Raw genomic sequence first — 18,568 nt, forward strand, 5'->3', positions numbered from 1 at the left:
TTCGTCAGACCTCTCACGAACCATAATTGTCGGACGGATATTGTCTCCAATAGCGTCCTGAGTTACACCACTTCCATAAATATACCAGTTAGTTTCAGTAGCCTTATTTGCTGCATTTTTAGATAAGTCATTTTTTATTATTTCGCATAAATTATCCATAAAATCTTCATTAAGATTAATGTTTTTTCCATATTCACCATCAACAGTTAAATCAGCATCACCATACCAAACATTCCTGCTTGTCCTCTTTCCGTCATTTGAAGTATAAGTTTCATCAAACAAAATCTTCATTTTCATTACCACCCCTTTAAAATACAATTTCTTCGCACTATTATACACCAATTAGAAATTGTAAAATAGCTTGCTATTAGTCTTGAGTTAAAGTGGTGTCTATACTCATAACTTACTGAGGAGCCCTATTTTTTTCAAACTCGAAAAATAACGATCTACAGGAATTCTATCGGTGGTGTTAGTGAAAGAAACGGTTCCAATAACCTGGTTGCTTTTCTAATTCAACTAGTGGCAGTTTAGTTGAATTAGAATTGTAGTTTTCATGAGTCTTTTGATTGATTACCATTTTTTTACTTAATGATAAAATAAAATGAAATTACATATAGAATAAGGAGAAAAAACATGAAAAATCCAGTCAGTGCAATGTACATTATATTTGGCCTATTAATTGTAACTCTAACTTATTTTAATAATTTTGTTGGGCCTGTTTTATTAAGAGGCTTTGGTTGGATCTTATTTGTTGTAGGGATTCTTAATATGTTTTCAACGTATTTCAATTCAATTCAAAATCCTTTAACAGATTAATTTAATACAGAAGAAAATGAAAAAAAATGAATGAAATTAATACTAAGGTTTATTAAAATCTAAATTTCCTATTTCAACGAACACATCCGTTAGTGGACGAAAGAGTGTTTTTAGCAGTCTTTTTTTTTGTGCACAAAATTAAAATATTTTAATTTTTTTACCAAATATTACCATTAAAAATGTATAATGAAGTTAGGAGGTGATAGTTCTGAAGTTCAACAGAATTTTCTTTTGCCTAATTACGATTTATTTGATCACAGCAATAGGATGCTCGAAAGAAGTAGAAAGTGAAAAACAAAAGATATTGGTTCAAAAACATAGTAATCATAAATACGAGAAATATAGAGAAGTTACAATAGATTAAGACGTATTAAAAGCACAAGAAATTTTTAGAAATTCTGATTGGAAAGTTATAGACGCGAAAATGTCCCGTCAACCTGAATATGAATTAGTTTTTCAGTTTAAAAATCCTGATATTCAAGTAAAACAAATGCTTTACAGAGTATGGTTTATTCTAGTGACAACATGTTGGAAATAACTAAAAGTGGCCAATATGTACAATTATCAAAAGTAGATTCAGCGACTTTATATGAAATTATTACTGGAGAAAAATTAGCAAATAATTAAATAACTCTAGTAGTCTTAGTAATTTTTAATGTTTAAGGGGTAATAGGATGATCATTAATGTTCAAAGTTCTATAATATTGCTTTTTTTATTCTTCTTGCCTTATTTTGTTCTTTTACTATACATAATTGAAAATAAAATAGAGAAAAAATCAAAAGTACCCAAATTAATTATTGATGTGACGGAAGTAAGTACTACCAATGAATTGCATACGCTATTGAAAGAAAAACTGAAATTCCCATCTTATTATAGTGAAAATTGGGACGCTTTTTGGGAGACCATTACTGGAATCGTAGAGTTACCAAATAAAATAGAGTTTGTTGGATGGTCAGAAATGGCGAAAAGATTACCTGAAGATTCGAAAATAATGGAAGAGTGCCTTCTAGAACATAATGAGGAATTCCCCGATTGGAAATGTGAGTTCTTATTCAACTAAGACTTGCGTTAGTTGAATAAGTAAATCTCGTAAAGTATTAATCTAACTAAAAGTCTTAATAGTGACTGTTTTTGTACAAAAGTAGTGTATGTTCTTTTTAGTCATCCGAATCAATCTCATATGGATTTGCATATAAGTCTATTTCTATTCATGCACCAATACGTCATTACATTTGTTTGATCCATATTTCTCTCCTCAATGATGTTCAACTCTAACTTAACAACCTACTATTAAAATATAAAAAGAGCTACCTAAATAGAATCGCCCTAAAAAAGTTTAAAGTTTTTATTGCCACTTTATTGTTACTTTTAATACATATTAAAATCAAAAAATCCTTATCAAAAAAACACTAGCGATACAACAGTAATGATGTATCGCTAGTGTTTTTTATTTAAATAATTCTCTTAAATAATACGGCATTTGTTTTCGCCACCAAACCCAGTCATGCGAAACATCCTCGCCCCACTCATCAAACCATGCTTTAATTTGTTTTTCTTCAAAGGCTTCCTTTAATGTAAAATATGAAGGTAGCCCGTCTTGTTCCCAATCACCCAGTCCGGTACAAATTATGATATCTGCTGAACGGTACCGATCAATAAACCAGCCGTCATTTTGATTCCATATGTAATCACTTGGTGAATTTTCGTATACAAGAGGATCATTTCCGTAGTCCCCAAAAAAGAAACGCACATCGTAAACACCGCTAAGTGCAACGGTTGTTTGGAAGACATCCGGATGTCTCAGGAAAAAGTTCAACGCATGATATGCCCCCATACTACAACCCGTTGTCATCATTGGATCAAACCAACCTGTTTTATGTTTAATAAATGGAATAGCTTCTGAAATCACATAACGATCATATGCTTCGTGAGCTAATGCACGGTCATGTACCGGTTTTGAATCGTGCAGCCAGCTTTCACTATCTATACTAGTCAGTGTAAAAAACTGAACTTTTCCAGATTCAATAAAGTCATGACACACATCTATCATTCCAAAATTATAGTATTCAAAATGAGTCCCCCCAGATGAAGGAAAAACTAGGATTGGCATGCCACTGTGTCCATATCTGTTTAACTGCATTTCGCGTCCTAATTCCCCACTCCAATGGCTTAAATGCTCTATATTCATAGAAAAATCTCCTATCTTTATACGTTTACAATGCTGCAATTTTTTCGTTCATGTACAAAACGAATGATTTCATCGACTTCTTCCTGCGAATCTGCATTAATCGCATAAAATTGATTTCCTTGTAGTTCGGCAAACGCATCTGGAATACGCTTTTCAAACTTCACACGGTCGCCAAATTGTTCATAAATAGCATTCGTATCATGGTTATACTCATACGCATCACGCTGAGTTATACCGACACAAAACTGGTTTTCGACATCGGATTCCTTAATTTCTCCTCCTGTCACAACAGAAGCATACTGAGCAAATAAATCAATGGAGTACGCGAAATTGTACATATCAACCGTGTAGCCACCAGCTAAGCGGTTATTATATTCAAGTGCAACATAATCCCCATCTTCTAATTTAAAAAACTCAATATGGAAAAAGCGTTCTTTCATCCCAAAAGCTTTTACAATTGATTTACCATAATATTCAAGCTTTGGATCAATTTCTTTTTGAATAATATAAGCTAAATCCAACTGACCCTTAACGAGTTCCAAAGTTGGCACGTTATATGTAAAGCTTGTTTGGAAAACAATATTCCCTTTCTGATCGACTAAACCATCAAATGTACAAAGCACGCCTCCTTCGACATATGGTTCAATGAAGTACACTTGTGCTTCATCCCATACTTCCTCAAAATGGCGTACAGCCTCTTCTGAACATAATTTAAATGTTGCAGCTGATCCAACACCATTATCCGGTTTAGCAATAACTGGCAGTCCTAATTCATCAATGGCTTTAGTTAAATCATTTTTAGTTTTAACGACTTTTCCTTCTACAACTGGCACACCTGCTTTTTTAAACAGCTTTTTCATTTCAGATTTATATTTAACTTTTTTCAAGTCACTCGTTTTATTACCGTATACATTAAATTGCTCACGCAACTGCGCATCAAGTTCTAACCAGTATTCGTTATTGGATTCAATGCGATCTATCGGACCATGTTTATAAAATAAAAATGCGACAGCACGTTTCACTTCATCTAGATCTTCTAAATTATTCACGCGATAATATTCTGTTAAAGTGTTTTGTAATTTGGAACCTAATTGGTCATATGGCTCTTCGCCAATACCTAATACATTAACACCTGCGGCTTTTAAACGATGAGCAAATGACTGAAAATTCTCTGGATAATATGGAGAGATCAAAATATAATTCATAAAAATGCTCCTTTCTAATACCAAAAATTTATTGTTTTCACAATTTATTTCAATTTAAAATCAATCTAAGCCACTTAAAAAAAGTAATAGATATCTAATTTAAGTCAAATATTATTATTCAGTTCATTCAAGACCACTTCTCACTTAAGAAATGTAAACATTCTGGTAAGTGTTTTGCCCAAGCTTTTTCATCATGTACTTCATCCGCAAAAATATTTAAACGAATGCTATCAATTGGAACAGAGCCTTTTATCAGTTGTTTATAATACTTAAGCGAGCAATCGATATATGCCTGCTTCATATTTCCATACATCAATTGTCGATCGGCATCATCGCCTTCCTGAGTACCAACTTGAATATACACACGTTGTTCAGGATCCAACTCTTCTTTAGCGATATAACAATCAAATGCTTTACTTGTAATCCAATTGGCTAAAGAAAAAATACCTAATCCACCAATTTGATCTTTATATTCAACACCCATAAAAGCCGAAATATTTCCTCCAAGTGAACTACCAATCACCGCTGTATGATATTTATCCGATTTAGTTCGATATTGCTTATCGATAAACGGCTTCACGACTGTCATGACAAACTCAGCAAACTCCACGCCTCTCCCCCCTAGTTCATAATCTTCAGGAAGTGGGCTTTCAGTAATTTTCCAAGGCGTATATTCATTAATTCGATCTTGTCCACCGTTATCGATCCCTACTACAATCATCTTCGGTAAATCGGGGTTTAGTTTAATTGCCGGAATCACTTTCCATGAATACCCGCTATAAGATTCACTACTATAGAAAATATTTTGACCATCATGCATATAGACAACTGGATAATTTTTATCCACGTCCTTATCATAATTTTTCGGCAATAAAACACGCACACGACGTTTTTCATTTTTATAAGACATATGTAATTGATGTGTTTCTAGTTTTAAATAAAAATAGGATTGATTCATTTTAACTTCCTCGCTCCTTTGAACTCTTACCTTTAGAAAAATCTTGCTTAAGTTCATCTAATGAGTAAGTGTTTAATAAATATAAATCACACTAGGAAGTGATTTCTTCAATAACTTTTGAAAAATCAATTTGTATTTAATTCAACGAAAATAGATTAGATTCCTTCTTGAACAATCATGTCAAATAATGATATAGAGAATAATCGATTAATGATTATCCTCTATTTCACACTATGGAAGGATCGTTTACTATGGAAACAAGTTTTATAATGTAATCTATGGACAATTAAAAATTGGGATTTTAAAATTATGAACAATCCGATCTATAGCAAACAAATATAAATTTCAATTTTACGGTTTGTATAAAAAGTTCTAAAATAAAAAGTGATAATAAATTAAATTATGGGGGAAAGAAAAAATGATTAGGGAAGCTACTCAGAAGGATTTAATGGACATTTTAGAGATTTATAACGACGCCATTCTTAATACAACTTCTGTTTATACATATAAAACACAAACGCTTGAAAGCAGACATATTTGGTTTGAACAAAAGATGGATGAAGGGTTTCCAATACTAGTCTTCGAACTTGATCAAAAAGTCGTTGGATTTGCTACATTCGGTCCTTTTAGAGCTTGGCCGGCTTATAAATATTCGATTGAGCATTCAGTTTATGTAAATAGTGAATACAGAAAAAAGGGTATTGCCACTTCATTGATGAAAGAATTAATCTCTATTGCCAAAGAAAGAGAGTATATGACTTTAATTGCTGGAATTGATGCAGATAATGAAAAAAGTATTGCCATGCATAAAAACTTCGGATTTGTCTATTCAGGCACAATTAAAAAGGCAGGTTATAAATTTAATAGATGGCTTGACTTGGCCTTTTATCAATTAGATCTTGATGGACCAAAAAATCCTACAGAAGAATAAATTAGTAATCTATTAAGAGTATGTTTTGATCAATATTTTTCAAAACATACCCTTACTTATTCTAACGAAAAACGTTCTATTTTACCTCTAAAGCAAAAACATAAGAGGCATCGCCAAGTGATGTGTGCTCATCTTTTTTATCCATCCACCATACTCCATATGAATAATAATATACCCCTTTATTAATAGGTGCTGTAAATTGATTCTTCACTAATACTATTTCACTTTCCTTATTATTATTAATTTGAGTTAAATGGATTTCATTTGGTTTAGGATTATAATTCATTTTAATTTTAACAGTATCGCCAGGTTTTACTTCAATCGGCTTTTTACCCTCTAATAGATCAACAGGTCCAGCCATATCAACGCATTCCCCCTGTCCTTTCGATTGCCAACAATAAGTACCTAACTTCGTATCATATGTTTGATTCTCTACTTGAACCATTGTTTTTGGAGGCTTATTACCTTTCAAACCATTAATTGTTGAACATCCAGTAAGAATAAGAATGAAAAAAAGTATCGATACACTTAACCATTTTGACATTTTGGACACTCCCTTATTTCAAATCGGACTTTAAAGAATCCTATTTTTCTTTAAAAAAATAAATCAATCATTCTTCAGTTTCAATAAACTTTAAGATTGTTCCGTCCTCTTGTTTTACAATAATGACTTTTGGGTCCTCATTTGTTAAATAAATTTTATCGCCAACGTTTAACATATTAGACGAAAAATTGACTTTCGGAATCGTATTATTTTTAACAACTTCTTGAACTACACCAATTTGGTCTTTAAGTATAAATTCCTTATTATGTAAAATTCCTTCAAACCGATATTTAGCCCCCTTTACAATTAATAGTCCAATACTGGCATCTGCTGAAGTACTTTTATATTCATTTGTCATACCTAGGTCTTCTTTTAGTGCGGTTTTAATTGGTGAGTTAATAAAAATAGTAAATGCCAGTAACAAAAGAATCCCAACTGAAACAAACGTTCGATTATACCCCCAATTTGAATTGGCTTTATTCCATATTTGATCATATGTGACGGAAGGATTATGTTGATCTAATTTATTCTGAAGAGTGTGTTTAATTTCAGAAGTAGGATTGCTTTCCACCATTAAGTTCTCTCCCTTTCAGTTTTTGTTCTACTTTAAACAATTCGTTTTTTGATAAACGATTTCTTAATTTTGTCAGCGCGTAATTAAGCCTTGATTTACATGTACCGATCGGAATATTTAGGGAGTCCGCCACTTCATCTAATTTGAGTTCTAAATAATAATGAAGAACAATTACTTCCTTACCCTTCTGCGGTAATAAGTTTATCTCGTTCCATAATTGATCTTCCAATTCATTTTGTAAAATCGATTTTTCAACTTCATTTTCAGTTAGAACATCATAATGAATGCCGAAAAGCTTCTTAATTTTTTGTTTACGTATCATATTGCGGGTTATATTTACTGTCATTCGATAAATCCAAGGTTCAATTGGTTTTGTTTGATCAAACAGATGGAATTTTTTTATGATACGAATGAACGTCTCTTGCGTAATATCATCTGCCATTACTTTTGATTTGGTTAAAAAGTAAGCAGTACGATACACCAATGACGAGTGATTATTAAACAATTCTTCTAAACGATCTTTGTCAATTCTTTCAGGCACTATTTCTCCTCCTTTCACCACATACTCTATATACACTTAAAAACAGATTATAGTTCGGAGTTTTTTAATAATTTTTTCTCTAAAATTACTTTAAAAAATATGATTAGGAATTGTGTTAAAAAAATAGACAAATTTCATCAATCCGAGTTTTTAAAATATTCTTTCGATTAGTTATATAGTATGATAAGAATTAACTTAATTAAAGGTAGGTTTTTTAGAATGAAGGCAGTTCAAATTGATGAATCAAACCATTTATTTATTGACGATTATCATATGCCTGTTTTAGGTGAGAATGAACTACTTGTTAAAGTTCATGCTACGGCTATTAATCGAGCTGACTTACTTCAAAAACATGGTAAGTACCCCGTACCTAAAGGCGCATCTCCGATTTTAGGTTTAGAGATGGCCGGGATTGTTGAACAAGTTGGGGCTAATGTTACAAATTGGAAAGTTGGAGATCGTGTTTGTAGCTTATTGCCAGGCGGAGGTTATGCGCAGTATGTTTCAATTCCTTCAGATTTGGCAATTTCAATTCCAGATCATTTTTCGTTCGAAGAGGCTGCAGCTATACCTGAAGTGTTTTTGACAGCTTACCTAAATTTATTTGAATTAGGTAGATTAAAAGAAAATGAAACTGTATTAATTCATGCTGGAGCTAGTGGTGTTGGGACTGCTGCAATTCAGCTTGCAAGAGAATTTGGTGCAAGTTCAATCGTTACTGCTGGGAATGAAACGAAACTTTCAGCTTGTACTGATTTAGGTGCAAGTCATGTGATTAACTATAAAAATGAAGATTTTAAAACTGTAGTCGAAAAAGTAACTGATCATGTAGGTGTAGACGTCATTTTAGATTTTATTGGTGCATCCTATTTCCATCAAAACTTACAATCATTAAATAGTAATGGTAGGCTCATTTTGATTGGTACAATGGGTGGAGTTAAAGTGAATGATGTGAACTTATTACCACTTTTGACAAAGAGAATTTCCATTATAGGGAGTACTTTGCGTTCACAAACACTTGAGCAAAAAATCTATTTAACGAATCAATTTAAAAAATATGTATTACCGCTTTTTACAAATAAGAAAATAAAACCGATTATCGATTCAGTGTATAGTTGGCATGAAGTGAATGAAGCTCATATTCGAATGGAGAACAATTTAAATATCGGAAAAATAGTCTTAAAAATAGATTAATTATATGCTAGTTAAAGGGGATAATCATGGTACTACTCGGTTCAATTGTTAATGCAGCAGCTATTATTTTTGGCTCTTTACTAGGTTTGTTTATTAAAAGAATTCCAGATCGAATGAAAAACCTAGTAACTCAGTCAATTTCTCTCGTAATTATCGTCATAGGATTTACTTTAGCTATGAAATCAAATCAAGTTCTAATCGTCGTTTTCAGCTTATCATTAGGTGCAGTTGTAGGAGAATGGTTAGATATCGAAAGTAAATTAGATAAATTAGGTCTATTTATCGAAAGTAAATTTCATTCTAAAAACGAAGGTTCTATTTCTAAAGGATTTGTTACATCAACCTTATTATTTTGTGTTGGCGCAATGGCTATACTCGGAGCATTAGATAGTGGACTCCGTCATAATCATGAAATTTTATATACAAAATCAATGATGGACGGTTTTTTATCAATCATTTTAACTTCGACTCTTGGCATTGGCGTGTTACTATCTGCTGTCCCAGTTTTAATCTATCAAGGATTCATTGCCATTTTTGCCTCATTTGTACCGAATCTAGTAACACAGCATTTATTAGATTCAATTATTGCTGAAATCTCAGGTACAGGCGGAATTTTATTAATTGCTCTTGGTTTGAATTCATTAGGTTTAATAAAAATAAAAATTGGAAATATGTTACCTTCTATTTTATTTGCACTTATTATTGTTTGTTTCATCCAGTTTTTCAAATAAGATATCTGGACTTTGTCTACAGACTAAAATGAGCCCTTTTTCGGGGCTCATTTTTTAAATCTAAATTAATGGAATTTCTTTCTAAAATAACCTTTGTCTTTGTGATATAAGATTAACGCTACGATTAATACTCCTGCAGCAATCCAAACAGCTTGATTCCCAATATACTTTGTGGAAAGACTCCCAAACAATGCGCCAAATGAAAAGGAAAGGATAATAGCGAAAAACTCTTTAAATTTTGTTTTTGCTTCTTTATCATGATTTATAAAAGCTGTATATGCTGCCTGTGACGCAATCCTAATATTACCTGTTGTCATAGTTGAATTGTATGTCCATTTATCTAAATGAGTAAAGGTTGAAATTTGTAATGATGAGACAAAGGAGATGCAAACTGTTACAACTAAATTAGGTACACTACTAGGTAATAATCCTACAATCAATAATACAATACATTCTAATAAGAGAATCGAACGTCTATAGCTGTATAATAGTTTCCTTAAACGTGGATGTTTAACGGATTCAGCAACTAATACACCTAGAATAAAGGCTATAATAGGTAGAACATAATCCACAGAGTTTTTCCAATTTCCAAATGATAGATTTATTGCCAAAAGAACAAGATTTCCAGTTTGTGCATTGGCAAATACACCGTCTCTGCTTATAAAAGTATACCCATCTAAAAAACCACCTACTAAAGCTAACAATAATCCAAGATAAACTGAATTCGATGATAGTGATGGAATTATTTTTTGTTTAGATTTCAAAACTAGTTCTCCTACTACTATTACTAAACTTAACACAATCATAACACACTTATTATGTATAAATATGTGAACAATAATCCAACAATTACGATCAAAATAATCAATTATCCATTTAGAATGATTATAAAAAAAAGACGATCAAAACATTCATTTGATCATCTCTTTCTTCTTATTTTATAATCTTAACCATATGATCCTCATCGTAAAATTCACCATTAACAAATAATGCTCTTTTTTCTGTACCAAAGCTTTCAAAGCCTACAGTTTCATAAAGTCTTTTTGCAGATTGATTTGATGAAATGACTGCCAATTCAATTTGTAAAATTTCTTCAATCTCCATAGCATCTTGAATCGCTTGACTTAAAACTTTTTTCCCTACACCTTTACCACGGTAATCTGGTGTAACATACATTCCCCAAATTGTTCCCTTATGTTTCATTTTTTCAGATCTTTTTTGGTAGAAGCCAGCAACCCCAACAAGTACGTCTTTGTCGAATGCACCAATAATAAAATTATCGAAAGTATTAGGAAAATTATTTGTGTGCTGTTCGATTGATTTTCTCTCATATTCAGTTAAACTTTCTCCAAATGCTTCTGGTGATAATGTTAATCCTTCACTTCTTAATCGAATAAACTCAGGTAAATCTTTAATTGTTAATTTTCGAATTTCCATTTTTATTCTCCCTTCAAGTTTATGAAATTGCCTTATATTGACTTTTACTTCAAATGGCTCGTTTTAATTTAAAATATTTTATGTAATGGTATTGAGCAATTTGTTTGTCATATAACCAAACTCTACCCCACAGCATGAACAAATATTATAGATTGGTTCATCTAAGTCAGAATATCCACACAAAATGACATATAAATTTATTCATTAACTTATTCTCCATACCATGAGTTAAAAACGAATCACTGATTATATTCAATTAAAAGTTTTATAATCCCTTTATCTTATTCTACTAAACTATCATTTTGTTGAATAAGAAATTTTAAAGATCGTTAAAACAATTTTAATATTTTCAACTAACCCATATACTTTTTTCTCGAATCCTTATTCAATGCTTTGTTTTCCCTGCACATACATAGCATGGTCCCTATATTTCTAGAAAACTAAAAGATACTATTAAAAAAAGACATACATACACAAAAACTCCCACTAACATTTAGAGCTCTGAAAAAAACCTATATATAAGCGAGAGATATACAATAACAAATAAAAAAAGATGACATTAAATTCAAAATCGAATTTAATGTCACCTTTTTGGAGCAACGATTCTCCAAGCTATAAATGAAGCCTTTTGCAAATAATCTGCCATTTAGCACAATAAAATAAAACGATTATACAGCCTATGTTGTTCAACAATAGCATGCGTTTGTTGCATAAGGTAGCTTCAAGTATAAAAGTAGGTAAGTTACTTTTTATCATTTTTAGTGATAATCACAAACTATTCGCTTGTTGTAATTAATTTTCGTGTTTGGGGATTATATATTTTATAACTAATTTCAAACTTATGGTCTTTTGTTACTGTCACTTTACAAAAATAAGGAATGGACTTTCCATAAGCATCCAGTTCAGGAATATCTCTAAAACTAAAAATCTCATCTGTTTCAAGCATATTGAAGTCAGCTTCAGAAGTACGACTGGATGAATCTATTTCAATAAAGCATTTACCTCTGACAACGTCATATTCCTTAAATACAACATATTTTAAACTTGGAAGTGTAATCCATAAAAGTAAAACTCCCACTATAAAGCTTCCAAGGCTTTTACCTATATTTGATAATGGATACTCATTTTGAACGTACATAGTTATAAAGTAAACTACTGCACCTATTACCATCAAAACACCTATTATGAGCATCGAATAATACATGAACATTTTTTCACTTCCCATATCAATTATATCGAATTCATTAATTACGTATCCTACTAAAATTCCAAAACGTACGTAAATTTCGATCGTGTTGTTCAACTAATGCATGAGTTAGTTGAATAAGAATTCATTATCTAATATAGAATAAATTTTTGAATTTCTACTTTTACCATTAATAATTACATTAGACCTTAAAGTTCCTTCATAGGTCATTCCAATTTTCTGCATTACTTTTTCTGAAGCAATATTGTCTTCTGCACAACTCCCTTCAACTCTTACTAGACCTAACTCACTAAAGCAAATTTCAAGTAGTCGAGTAAGTGTTTCCGTTACAAAACCTTTGCCCCAATACCTACTATGTATTACAGCTCCTAAAAAAGCCCTTTTATTCTTTAAATCTAATCCATAGATACCTGCATTCCCAATAATTGTTTGTTCTTCTATATTTAAAATAGTATAGACAAGTCCTTTTTGTTCTTGAACCAAATTTAGATATCTTAATACTAATTCCTCAGTTTCTATCAATTTAGTATGTTTTTTTCTAGGTACATGTTGTGTAGTTAAATCATCACTATATACAATAAATAAATCTTTTGAGTGTTCTAGTGAGATTGGTAATAGCCCTATTCTTTTAGATTCAGATAATCCATTTTCCATTAGTTTTCACCTCATAATTATTACTACTAATCACCACTAGAGTAACATAAACTCTTCTTCAATCAATTAAACTTTATTCAACTAAACTGCCATTTCGTATTATATGGTTAGCCAGAAATTTCTGGTTGACCAATTTTTTATAGGTAATATGATTACAGTAGCCAGGGTAGAACGTAACTGCCAGTGGGACTATGATCCCGTCCGCTAAACTGTTCTCCCTCTACTTATAGAAACATGTTTGAGGCTGGTTGGGACTTGATCCCGAATAACAAGCGAAGCTATGAAACTATAAGAAAAATCAAATAAAATATGACATATCAAATACAAGCCCGACAGAGTAATACTCCATCGAAGTAATATTTTCATCATTAGCTATACTCCTTAAGATTTTCCATAATGCTACTTAATCATTAATGAAAAATTTTACAAATCCAATTTTTTTATGTTAACTAATCTGCCGAATTGTTCAATAAAAAAAAGACCGACGAATCGTCGATTATGTTGTTCAACTTATGCATGCGTTAGCTGAATAAAATACTTATTATTAGTATCACTGAAATTAAAAAAGAATCCCTCCTACAAAAAAGAATACTCCTAAAATTTTAATACTTTTGATTCTAATGTTACTTTCTTGTTCCTTTGTCATTTCTTACCTCATCAGTCTGATACAAAATTAAATCAACTACGCATGCGTTAGCCAACCATGAATCAAGGATTCACCACAGTGAATGGAAGTATATATCGTACTTCCATGGTAGTTGAATTAGAATTTAAATAAACTATTTCTTTTTATTTTTTAAAACCCTAAATACAATCAATATAGTTAATAAACCTATAATGATTATCATTACCCAACTATAATCACCAGAAGGCTTTGAAATAAAACCTTTTGAGTCTAGAAACTCACTTATTAGTACAACAATCAAAAAAGGAATTATATAACCAATAATTTTTTTCATTAATTTTACTCCTTGACTATGCTTATTGAATTATACAACACCTTGTTAAACTAAACTGTCATTTACTTTAATAAGAAAAAGAACTGCCGAAGATACTCTATTGGACTGTGAAATTTAATAATCTTGTTTTAGAGATCATGTTAGCACTTTCTATGGTTTGTTTCGAAAGAGTGTTATAATACCAACACCCACATATCGGATTAATTTGATTGAGATAACACCATTCCTTCAAGTAATGCAATATCGTTCTACCAATACCTTGTTTTCTGTATTTTTCATTTGTAAACATACCAATACTTGCATATCCTTCTAGTAATTTACTTTGTTCTACAATTCCTATTCCAAGTAGTATGTTATCTTTTGTGAAAGTAAATATCTCTCTATTTTCAATTCGTTCATCTATTTTATTTATGAAATCCTGACATACATCAGTTATCTTAGGAATATCACTGGGAATTGCGAAATTTAATTCCCCATCTCTATATAATTTTTCCTTGGGAATTTCCACCTTGCTGTCTTGGAAAAAGTATGCTTGTTTGTTGACCTTATAATCATTATCTAATACCAAACTTAAAAAAAGTTCATCACTTGTTGGAACAAATATTGATTTAATCGAATGTTTTTCAATTACTTGTTTAAAAATTTCTTGAGATTTATTACAATGTACTAACTTTAAATAAAATTGCGTTAGTAACTGATTATCATGAACACCATAATAACCTGCAACTTCAGAGTTAAAACTGATTTTATAAAATGCGGAATTGATAATATGATTCTCTAAGAATGAATCAATAGGAGAACTTAATGTACTAACATATTCCTGGATAATATTTTTAATCTCATTTTGATTACATTGTTTAAAATTAAAACTCATGTATGAACACCCCATATTTTTTACAGATTTCTTTAGCAACTAAATGCGTTTTATAAATAATATGTAATACATTCTTTTTAAACTTGTAAATCCTTCATCAAATAATACCCTGTTTTTCTATTCAATTAGTTACGAAGAGTCGCTCCATTTTCAATGCCACCTCCAAACCATTTCCCAGAATCATTCGGAAAAACAGAACCCAAAAAGTCTCTAACAGCAATTATACATTTCGTTTTTTCAGAGTCTGAAAATTTTTTATGCCCTTTTTTGGTTTTATGGCGAATTTAATTTTCATTGGAGTGCAATAAAAAAGACCGCCGCAGCGTCGATCGTTATTCAACTACCATGGGAGTACGATATAAACTTCCATTCACTGTTGTGAATCTGAGGATTCATGGATGGCTAACGCATGCGTTAGTTCAATAAGATAAAAATAATTTTATTTACTAATAGTTGTGATTTTTCTTTTTCCCAATCAGTAGGTCCCTCACTATTAGGTAAAAATTTTCATTTATATTTATTTGGCAGGGGCAATAGGATTTGAACCCATGCTAACGGATTTGGAGGCCGTAGTGCTACCGCTACACCATACCCCTATAAGAAAATTAAGATGGAATAATATTACTTATCCCAAATTTTAGTGACTTTACCAAAGATTTTATCTCTTATCACCCAACCATTTACAAAACCATGATTGTTGGAAATTTGATATTGTTCTCCTCGAATACTACTAATCTTATGCGTATAATAATTTCCTTTTACTTTGCAAAATACAATATTGTCTACTTTTAATTCAGTTTGATTTGTTACGGGTTCTAAAGTAACGGGTTGTCGAGACTTTATAAGTGGGAGCATACTATTTCCTGCTTCTTTATATCTCTCAACTGTTTGACCTCGTTGTAACAAACTTGCTATAAAGGATGCTTTTGACATATTTTCACCTCCTGTATCAAATTCTTGCTTATAAGAGTATTTGTTAGTCATTATATTCCATCTTAAACGTTAAAGTCCCTTAGTTTACTTCTTATCCTGCTATCTATTTCAATAAAAAAAGCCACATTTGTGGCTCGTGATCTTGTTTTACTAACGAATGAGTTAGCTTAATAAGAACCAAAATCAAAATATACTAAAAACTCATTTTTTCTTTAATCAATAAAAATCGTCATAGACCACTTTTATTTTAGTTTCAATATCGCCTCTTCTGCAATTTCACTTGTTATACCTCTAAAGGAAAGACACCGAACAAAAAAATTGTTTAATCCACCCATATCCCATTGGTCATCTAGAATTACGAATTTTTTAATGTTTTTGTGTTTAGTTAGCCATTCCAATCTTTCTTTCTCCCGCAACTCGGGTTTCATTTTCTTATCAATAACAGGTGTGACATCTAGCAAAATATTAGTGTCTAGGTTATTCAATTCGAAATTTCTAATGAGCTCTCTCCAAAGGTATCCATTGTCTTGGCGGTGAACTCTCCATGTGGAGATAATGACAATTTTTGCATTCGTTTCATCGGTGATTTTCTTCAGGTTTTTCATCGCAATGGGGTGAAATTTAATATTTTCAATTTGTTCCAAATTGTTCATTCTAATTTGTCTATCAGTATTTAAGACACCATCGATATCTAAAAATATAATTTTCATACTATCCCCTATAACTTTTTATCATCTTTTTTAGTAAAATTATACCACTTTCTTATTCAACTAATCTGCCATATAGTTGTATAAAAAAATCGACTAAACAGTCGATCATGTTGTTCAGCTAATGCATGCTTTAGTTGCATAAGCAAATGACAAAAAAGAGTAGAAAACAGATATCTTTTTCTACTCTTTATTTTGTGTCTGTCTTTAATTTAATTATGCTTTTTGAACATTTGTAGCTTGTGGACCACGTTGACCATTTTCTACTTCGAAAGTAACTGCTTGACCTTCATCTAAGGATTTAAACCCTTCACTTTTGATTGCAGAGAAATGAACGAATACCTCTCCACCATTTTCACGTTCTATGAACCCAAAACCTTTTTCTGCATTAAACCACTTAACTTTTCCATTTTCCATTATGTTACTCCTTGAATTAATTTCTAGAAAAATTCTCCATCAGGATGAAGTTATATTACGATTTATTATTGTTTTGTTTCATGATGTAGTGGTGGTGGAACTAACCAACCTTTATCTTTCATCATTTGGAGTAAAAGCGCACCATCCTTTGCTTTTTTCGCACCCATTTGTCCATACAATAAACCAACATCTTCACGAATTGATTGACTCATTCCTTGACTACTTGCTACAACTCCAGCTGCTATATCAGCTGCTACCATATAAGCTATTTGTGCATCTTGCAATCTTGCCCCAGCTGGGATTTGTTCAAGATCTGCTTCAGGTCGTTCGGCTGGAGTAGGAGGAACTGCGATATCGTTATGTAGTAATACTTCTTCTATTTCTTTTATAGAAGGTTTGATAGATGATTCAATTACTTGTTTTAAAAACACTTTTAATTCTTCATCACCTGTATGGTTTATATAGACTTGATATCCATCTAGTGCAGCTTTCGCAACTGACAAAGCGCTCCATAATCCAAATACTTCTCCATAATGTAAAGGTTCATCTTGAGGATTTCCACTTAAAATACCCATAATTATTTTACTTCCCTTCGTTAATAAATTCATACTATTCTCCTTTTCATGGAATAAGTACAAAAGATATTCTTTAACAAAAAATATAAATTATGCTCAAAAGTTCTTAATATTATGGGTTTATTTACCATGGTTGTTTTCACCCTAACTACTCAAAATATTAATGTTCTTTTCCTACAAAAGGTGGTGAATTAATTGAAAAGATTGTGTTTAGTTTTATTTTCATTAGTATTATCGCTATCATTTTTAACTAATATTGCTTCAGCTGCAAACGTCAATTCTGACGAATATAATACAAATAATCGATTTATTTCTAACAATAATATGAACAGTGATCGATACAATCCAAGTAATATGACCAATAATCGATATAATCCAAGTAATATGTCTAATAGATATAACCCAACGCCTGTTACTAACACTACAAATACAGATGATGTTAATAATAATAATTGGGGTTGGCTTGGATTACTAGGATTAGTTGGATTACTAGGATTTAGAAAAAAAGCGCATGAAAAAAGAATATAATTCCTTTAACCAAATAATAAAATTTAATTGGTTTGTCACACCATCCTTTAAAATTTTTATCTTTAGGATTTGATTATTTCTTAAAAAACAATCGTTTTAATCCAACACCTGTTAATAACACTACGAATACAAACGATGATAACGATCAAGATTGGGGTTGGCTTGGACTATTAGGTTTAGCTGGTTTATTAGGATTAAGAAGAAAAGATCGTGACGACCGAAAGTAATAAAAGTGAGATAATTAAGTATATTTCTAAACTTTCCCTGTATTGGTTAAATCCCAAAAGTAAAATCCTCTTTAATTTAAAAGAGGATTTTTTCTTTTGAAAATGTGAATGATTTAAAATTGTCGCATTTGCGTCTCATGATCTTGTTCAACTATCGCATGCGTTAGTTATATAAGTAGCAAAAGGACCTTCCCGGGAATATCCTTTTTTCACCTAAATGATTGTAAACTAATACTCCATATCTTATTCAAAAAAAGAGAGAAACTCAGTATAAGGAGCTTCCCTTTAGGTGATATTGGGTAAAGAAATGCAAAAATGTAATTGTCCTATTATAATATAAGATTTAAAATAAATGGTTTGGTTATTT

At 31.3% G+C, this 18,568-nt stretch carries 24 protein-coding genes and 1 tRNA gene; 7 read left to right on the forward strand and 18 right to left on the reverse strand.

The window, feature by feature from the left end:
• On the reverse strand, window positions 1-291 hold a 291-nt coding region (locus EP747_RS20785), incomplete at its 3' end, for a hypothetical protein (RefSeq protein WP_129691975.1).
• Window positions 292-633: 342 nt separating this feature from the next.
• Here EP747_RS20785 and EP747_RS20790 point away from each other — a divergent pair.
• Both EP747_RS20790 and EP747_RS20795 read left to right on the forward strand, forming a co-directional pair.
• Window positions 634-816 carry a hypothetical protein gene (locus tag EP747_RS20790; RefSeq protein WP_129691976.1) on the forward strand — a complete coding sequence of 61 codons (183 nt, stop codon included), beginning with the start codon at window positions 634-636 and terminating at the stop codon, window positions 814-816.
• Window positions 817-1,490: 674 nt separating this feature from the next.
• Entirely contained in the window at window positions 1,491-1,877 is a 387-nt protein-coding gene (locus EP747_RS20795) for a barstar family protein (protein ID WP_129691977.1), read from the forward strand.
• A 387-nt stretch (window positions 1,878-2,264) separates the two neighbouring features.
• Here EP747_RS20795 and EP747_RS20800 read toward each other — a convergent pair whose 3' ends face one another.
• The 3 genes from EP747_RS20800 to EP747_RS20810 form a co-directional block, all read right to left on the reverse strand.
• Window positions 2,265-3,005: an esterase family protein gene (locus EP747_RS20800; protein ID WP_129691978.1), complete on the reverse strand. Its 741-nt coding sequence runs from the start codon at window positions 3,003-3,005 to the stop codon at window positions 2,265-2,267.
• A 17-nt stretch (window positions 3,006-3,022) separates the two neighbouring features.
• Window positions 3,023-4,210, reverse strand: a complete 1,188-nt coding sequence (locus EP747_RS20805) for an ATP-grasp domain-containing protein (RefSeq protein WP_129691979.1) — start codon at window positions 4,208-4,210, stop codon at window positions 3,023-3,025.
• A 127-nt stretch (window positions 4,211-4,337) separates the two neighbouring features.
• On the reverse strand, window positions 4,338-5,168 hold the full coding sequence (locus EP747_RS20810) for an alpha/beta hydrolase (RefSeq protein WP_129691980.1): 831 nt from the start codon (window positions 5,166-5,168) through the stop codon (window positions 4,338-4,340).
• 418 nt (window positions 5,169-5,586) lie between these two features.
• Between EP747_RS20810 and EP747_RS20815 the strand changes: the two genes are divergently transcribed.
• Window positions 5,587-6,099, forward strand: a complete 513-nt coding sequence (locus tag EP747_RS20815) for a GNAT family N-acetyltransferase (protein ID WP_129691981.1) — start codon at window positions 5,587-5,589, stop codon at window positions 6,097-6,099.
• A 76-nt stretch (window positions 6,100-6,175) separates the two neighbouring features.
• Here EP747_RS20815 and EP747_RS20820 read toward each other — a convergent pair whose 3' ends face one another.
• The 3 genes from EP747_RS20820 to EP747_RS20830 form a co-directional block, all read right to left on the reverse strand.
• Window positions 6,176-6,643 carry a hypothetical protein gene (locus EP747_RS20820; protein ID WP_129691982.1) on the reverse strand — a complete coding sequence of 156 codons (468 nt, stop codon included), beginning with the start codon at window positions 6,641-6,643 and terminating at the stop codon, window positions 6,176-6,178.
• Window positions 6,644-6,710: 67 nt separating this feature from the next.
• Window positions 6,711-7,217 carry a hypothetical protein gene (locus EP747_RS20825; RefSeq protein ID WP_129691983.1) on the reverse strand — a complete coding sequence of 169 codons (507 nt, stop codon included), beginning with the start codon at window positions 7,215-7,217 and terminating at the stop codon, window positions 6,711-6,713.
• Window positions 7,192-7,758: an RNA polymerase sigma factor gene (locus tag EP747_RS20830; RefSeq protein ID WP_129691984.1), complete on the reverse strand. Its 567-nt coding sequence runs from the start codon at window positions 7,756-7,758 to the stop codon at window positions 7,192-7,194. The genes EP747_RS20825 and EP747_RS20830 overlap by 26 nt, the downstream gene beginning before the upstream one ends.
• Window positions 7,759-7,977: 219 nt before the next feature.
• On the opposite strand from EP747_RS20830, the gene EP747_RS20835 reads away from it, so the two are divergent.
• Window positions 7,978-8,952, forward strand: a complete 975-nt coding sequence (locus EP747_RS20835) for an NAD(P)H-quinone oxidoreductase (protein WP_129691985.1) — start codon at window positions 7,978-7,980, stop codon at window positions 8,950-8,952.
• Window positions 8,953-8,978: 26 nt separating this feature from the next.
• Window positions 8,979-9,683 (forward strand): DUF554 domain-containing protein, encoded by a 705-nt coding sequence (locus tag EP747_RS20840; protein ID WP_129691986.1) that lies wholly within the window; start codon window positions 8,979-8,981, stop codon window positions 9,681-9,683.
• A gap of 65 nt (window positions 9,684-9,748) precedes the next feature.
• Here the strand turns inward: EP747_RS20840 and EP747_RS20845 are convergent, their stop codons facing one another.
• From EP747_RS20845 to EP747_RS20895, 11 genes are all read right to left on the reverse strand, one after another.
• Window positions 9,749-10,447 (reverse strand): YoaK family protein, encoded by a 699-nt coding sequence (locus EP747_RS20845; RefSeq protein WP_235832958.1) that lies wholly within the window; start codon window positions 10,445-10,447, stop codon window positions 9,749-9,751.
• 169 nt (window positions 10,448-10,616) lie between these two features.
• Window positions 10,617-11,120, reverse strand: coding sequence for a GNAT family N-acetyltransferase (locus EP747_RS20850; protein ID WP_129691988.1), 504 nt, complete (start codon window positions 11,118-11,120; stop codon window positions 10,617-10,619).
• A 775-nt stretch (window positions 11,121-11,895) separates the two neighbouring features.
• On the reverse strand, window positions 11,896-12,291 hold the full coding sequence (locus EP747_RS20855; protein WP_129691989.1) for a hypothetical protein: 396 nt from the start codon (window positions 12,289-12,291) through the stop codon (window positions 11,896-11,898).
• Between the two features lie 144 nt (window positions 12,292-12,435).
• The gene (locus EP747_RS20860) at window positions 12,436-12,981 is read right to left on the reverse strand and encodes a GNAT family N-acetyltransferase (protein WP_129691990.1); all 546 of its coding nucleotides are present in this window, start codon (window positions 12,979-12,981) and stop codon (window positions 12,436-12,438) included.
• Between the two features lie 779 nt (window positions 12,982-13,760).
• Entirely contained in the window at window positions 13,761-13,940 is a 180-nt protein-coding gene (locus EP747_RS20865) for a hypothetical protein (protein ID WP_129691991.1), read from the reverse strand.
• A gap of 97 nt (window positions 13,941-14,037) precedes the next feature.
• Complete coding sequence (locus EP747_RS20870) at window positions 14,038-14,814, reverse strand: GNAT family N-acetyltransferase (RefSeq protein ID WP_129691992.1); 777 nt, start codon at window positions 14,812-14,814, stop codon at window positions 14,038-14,040.
• A gap of 522 nt (window positions 14,815-15,336) precedes the next feature.
• A tRNA-Trp gene (locus EP747_RS20875) sits at window positions 15,337-15,410 on the reverse strand.
• A 25-nt stretch (window positions 15,411-15,435) separates the two neighbouring features.
• Window positions 15,436-15,747 carry a phage repressor protein gene (locus EP747_RS20880; RefSeq protein WP_129691993.1) on the reverse strand — a complete coding sequence of 104 codons (312 nt, stop codon included), beginning with the start codon at window positions 15,745-15,747 and terminating at the stop codon, window positions 15,436-15,438.
• Between the two features lie 242 nt (window positions 15,748-15,989).
• Window positions 15,990-16,457, reverse strand: a complete 468-nt coding sequence (locus EP747_RS20885) for an HAD domain-containing protein (RefSeq protein ID WP_129691994.1) — start codon at window positions 16,455-16,457, stop codon at window positions 15,990-15,992.
• 213 nt (window positions 16,458-16,670) lie between these two features.
• A complete protein-coding gene (locus tag EP747_RS20890) occupies window positions 16,671-16,871 on the reverse strand; it encodes a cold-shock protein (protein ID WP_129691995.1) in 201 nt (66 codons plus the stop codon).
• A gap of 65 nt (window positions 16,872-16,936) precedes the next feature.
• Window positions 16,937-17,446, reverse strand: a complete 510-nt coding sequence (locus EP747_RS20895) for a DUF3231 family protein (protein ID WP_129691997.1) — start codon at window positions 17,444-17,446, stop codon at window positions 16,937-16,939.
• A 195-nt stretch (window positions 17,447-17,641) separates the two neighbouring features.
• On the opposite strand from EP747_RS20895, the gene EP747_RS25275 reads away from it, so the two are divergent.
• Both EP747_RS25275 and EP747_RS24400 read left to right on the forward strand, forming a co-directional pair.
• Window positions 17,642-17,974, forward strand: coding sequence for a WGxxGxxG family protein (locus EP747_RS25275; protein ID WP_129691996.1), 333 nt, complete (start codon window positions 17,642-17,644; stop codon window positions 17,972-17,974).
• Window positions 17,975-18,006: 32 nt separating this feature from the next.
• The gene (locus tag EP747_RS24400) at window positions 18,007-18,201 is read left to right on the forward strand and encodes a WGxxGxxG family protein (protein WP_235832959.1); all 195 of its coding nucleotides are present in this window, start codon (window positions 18,007-18,009) and stop codon (window positions 18,199-18,201) included.
• Window positions 18,202-18,568 lie beyond the last annotated feature (367 nt).

The organism is Gottfriedia acidiceleris, assembly GCF_004138285.1.
In the GTDB taxonomy this organism is placed as follows: Bacteria; Bacillota; Bacilli; order Bacillales; family Bacillaceae_G; genus Gottfriedia; species Gottfriedia acidiceleris_A.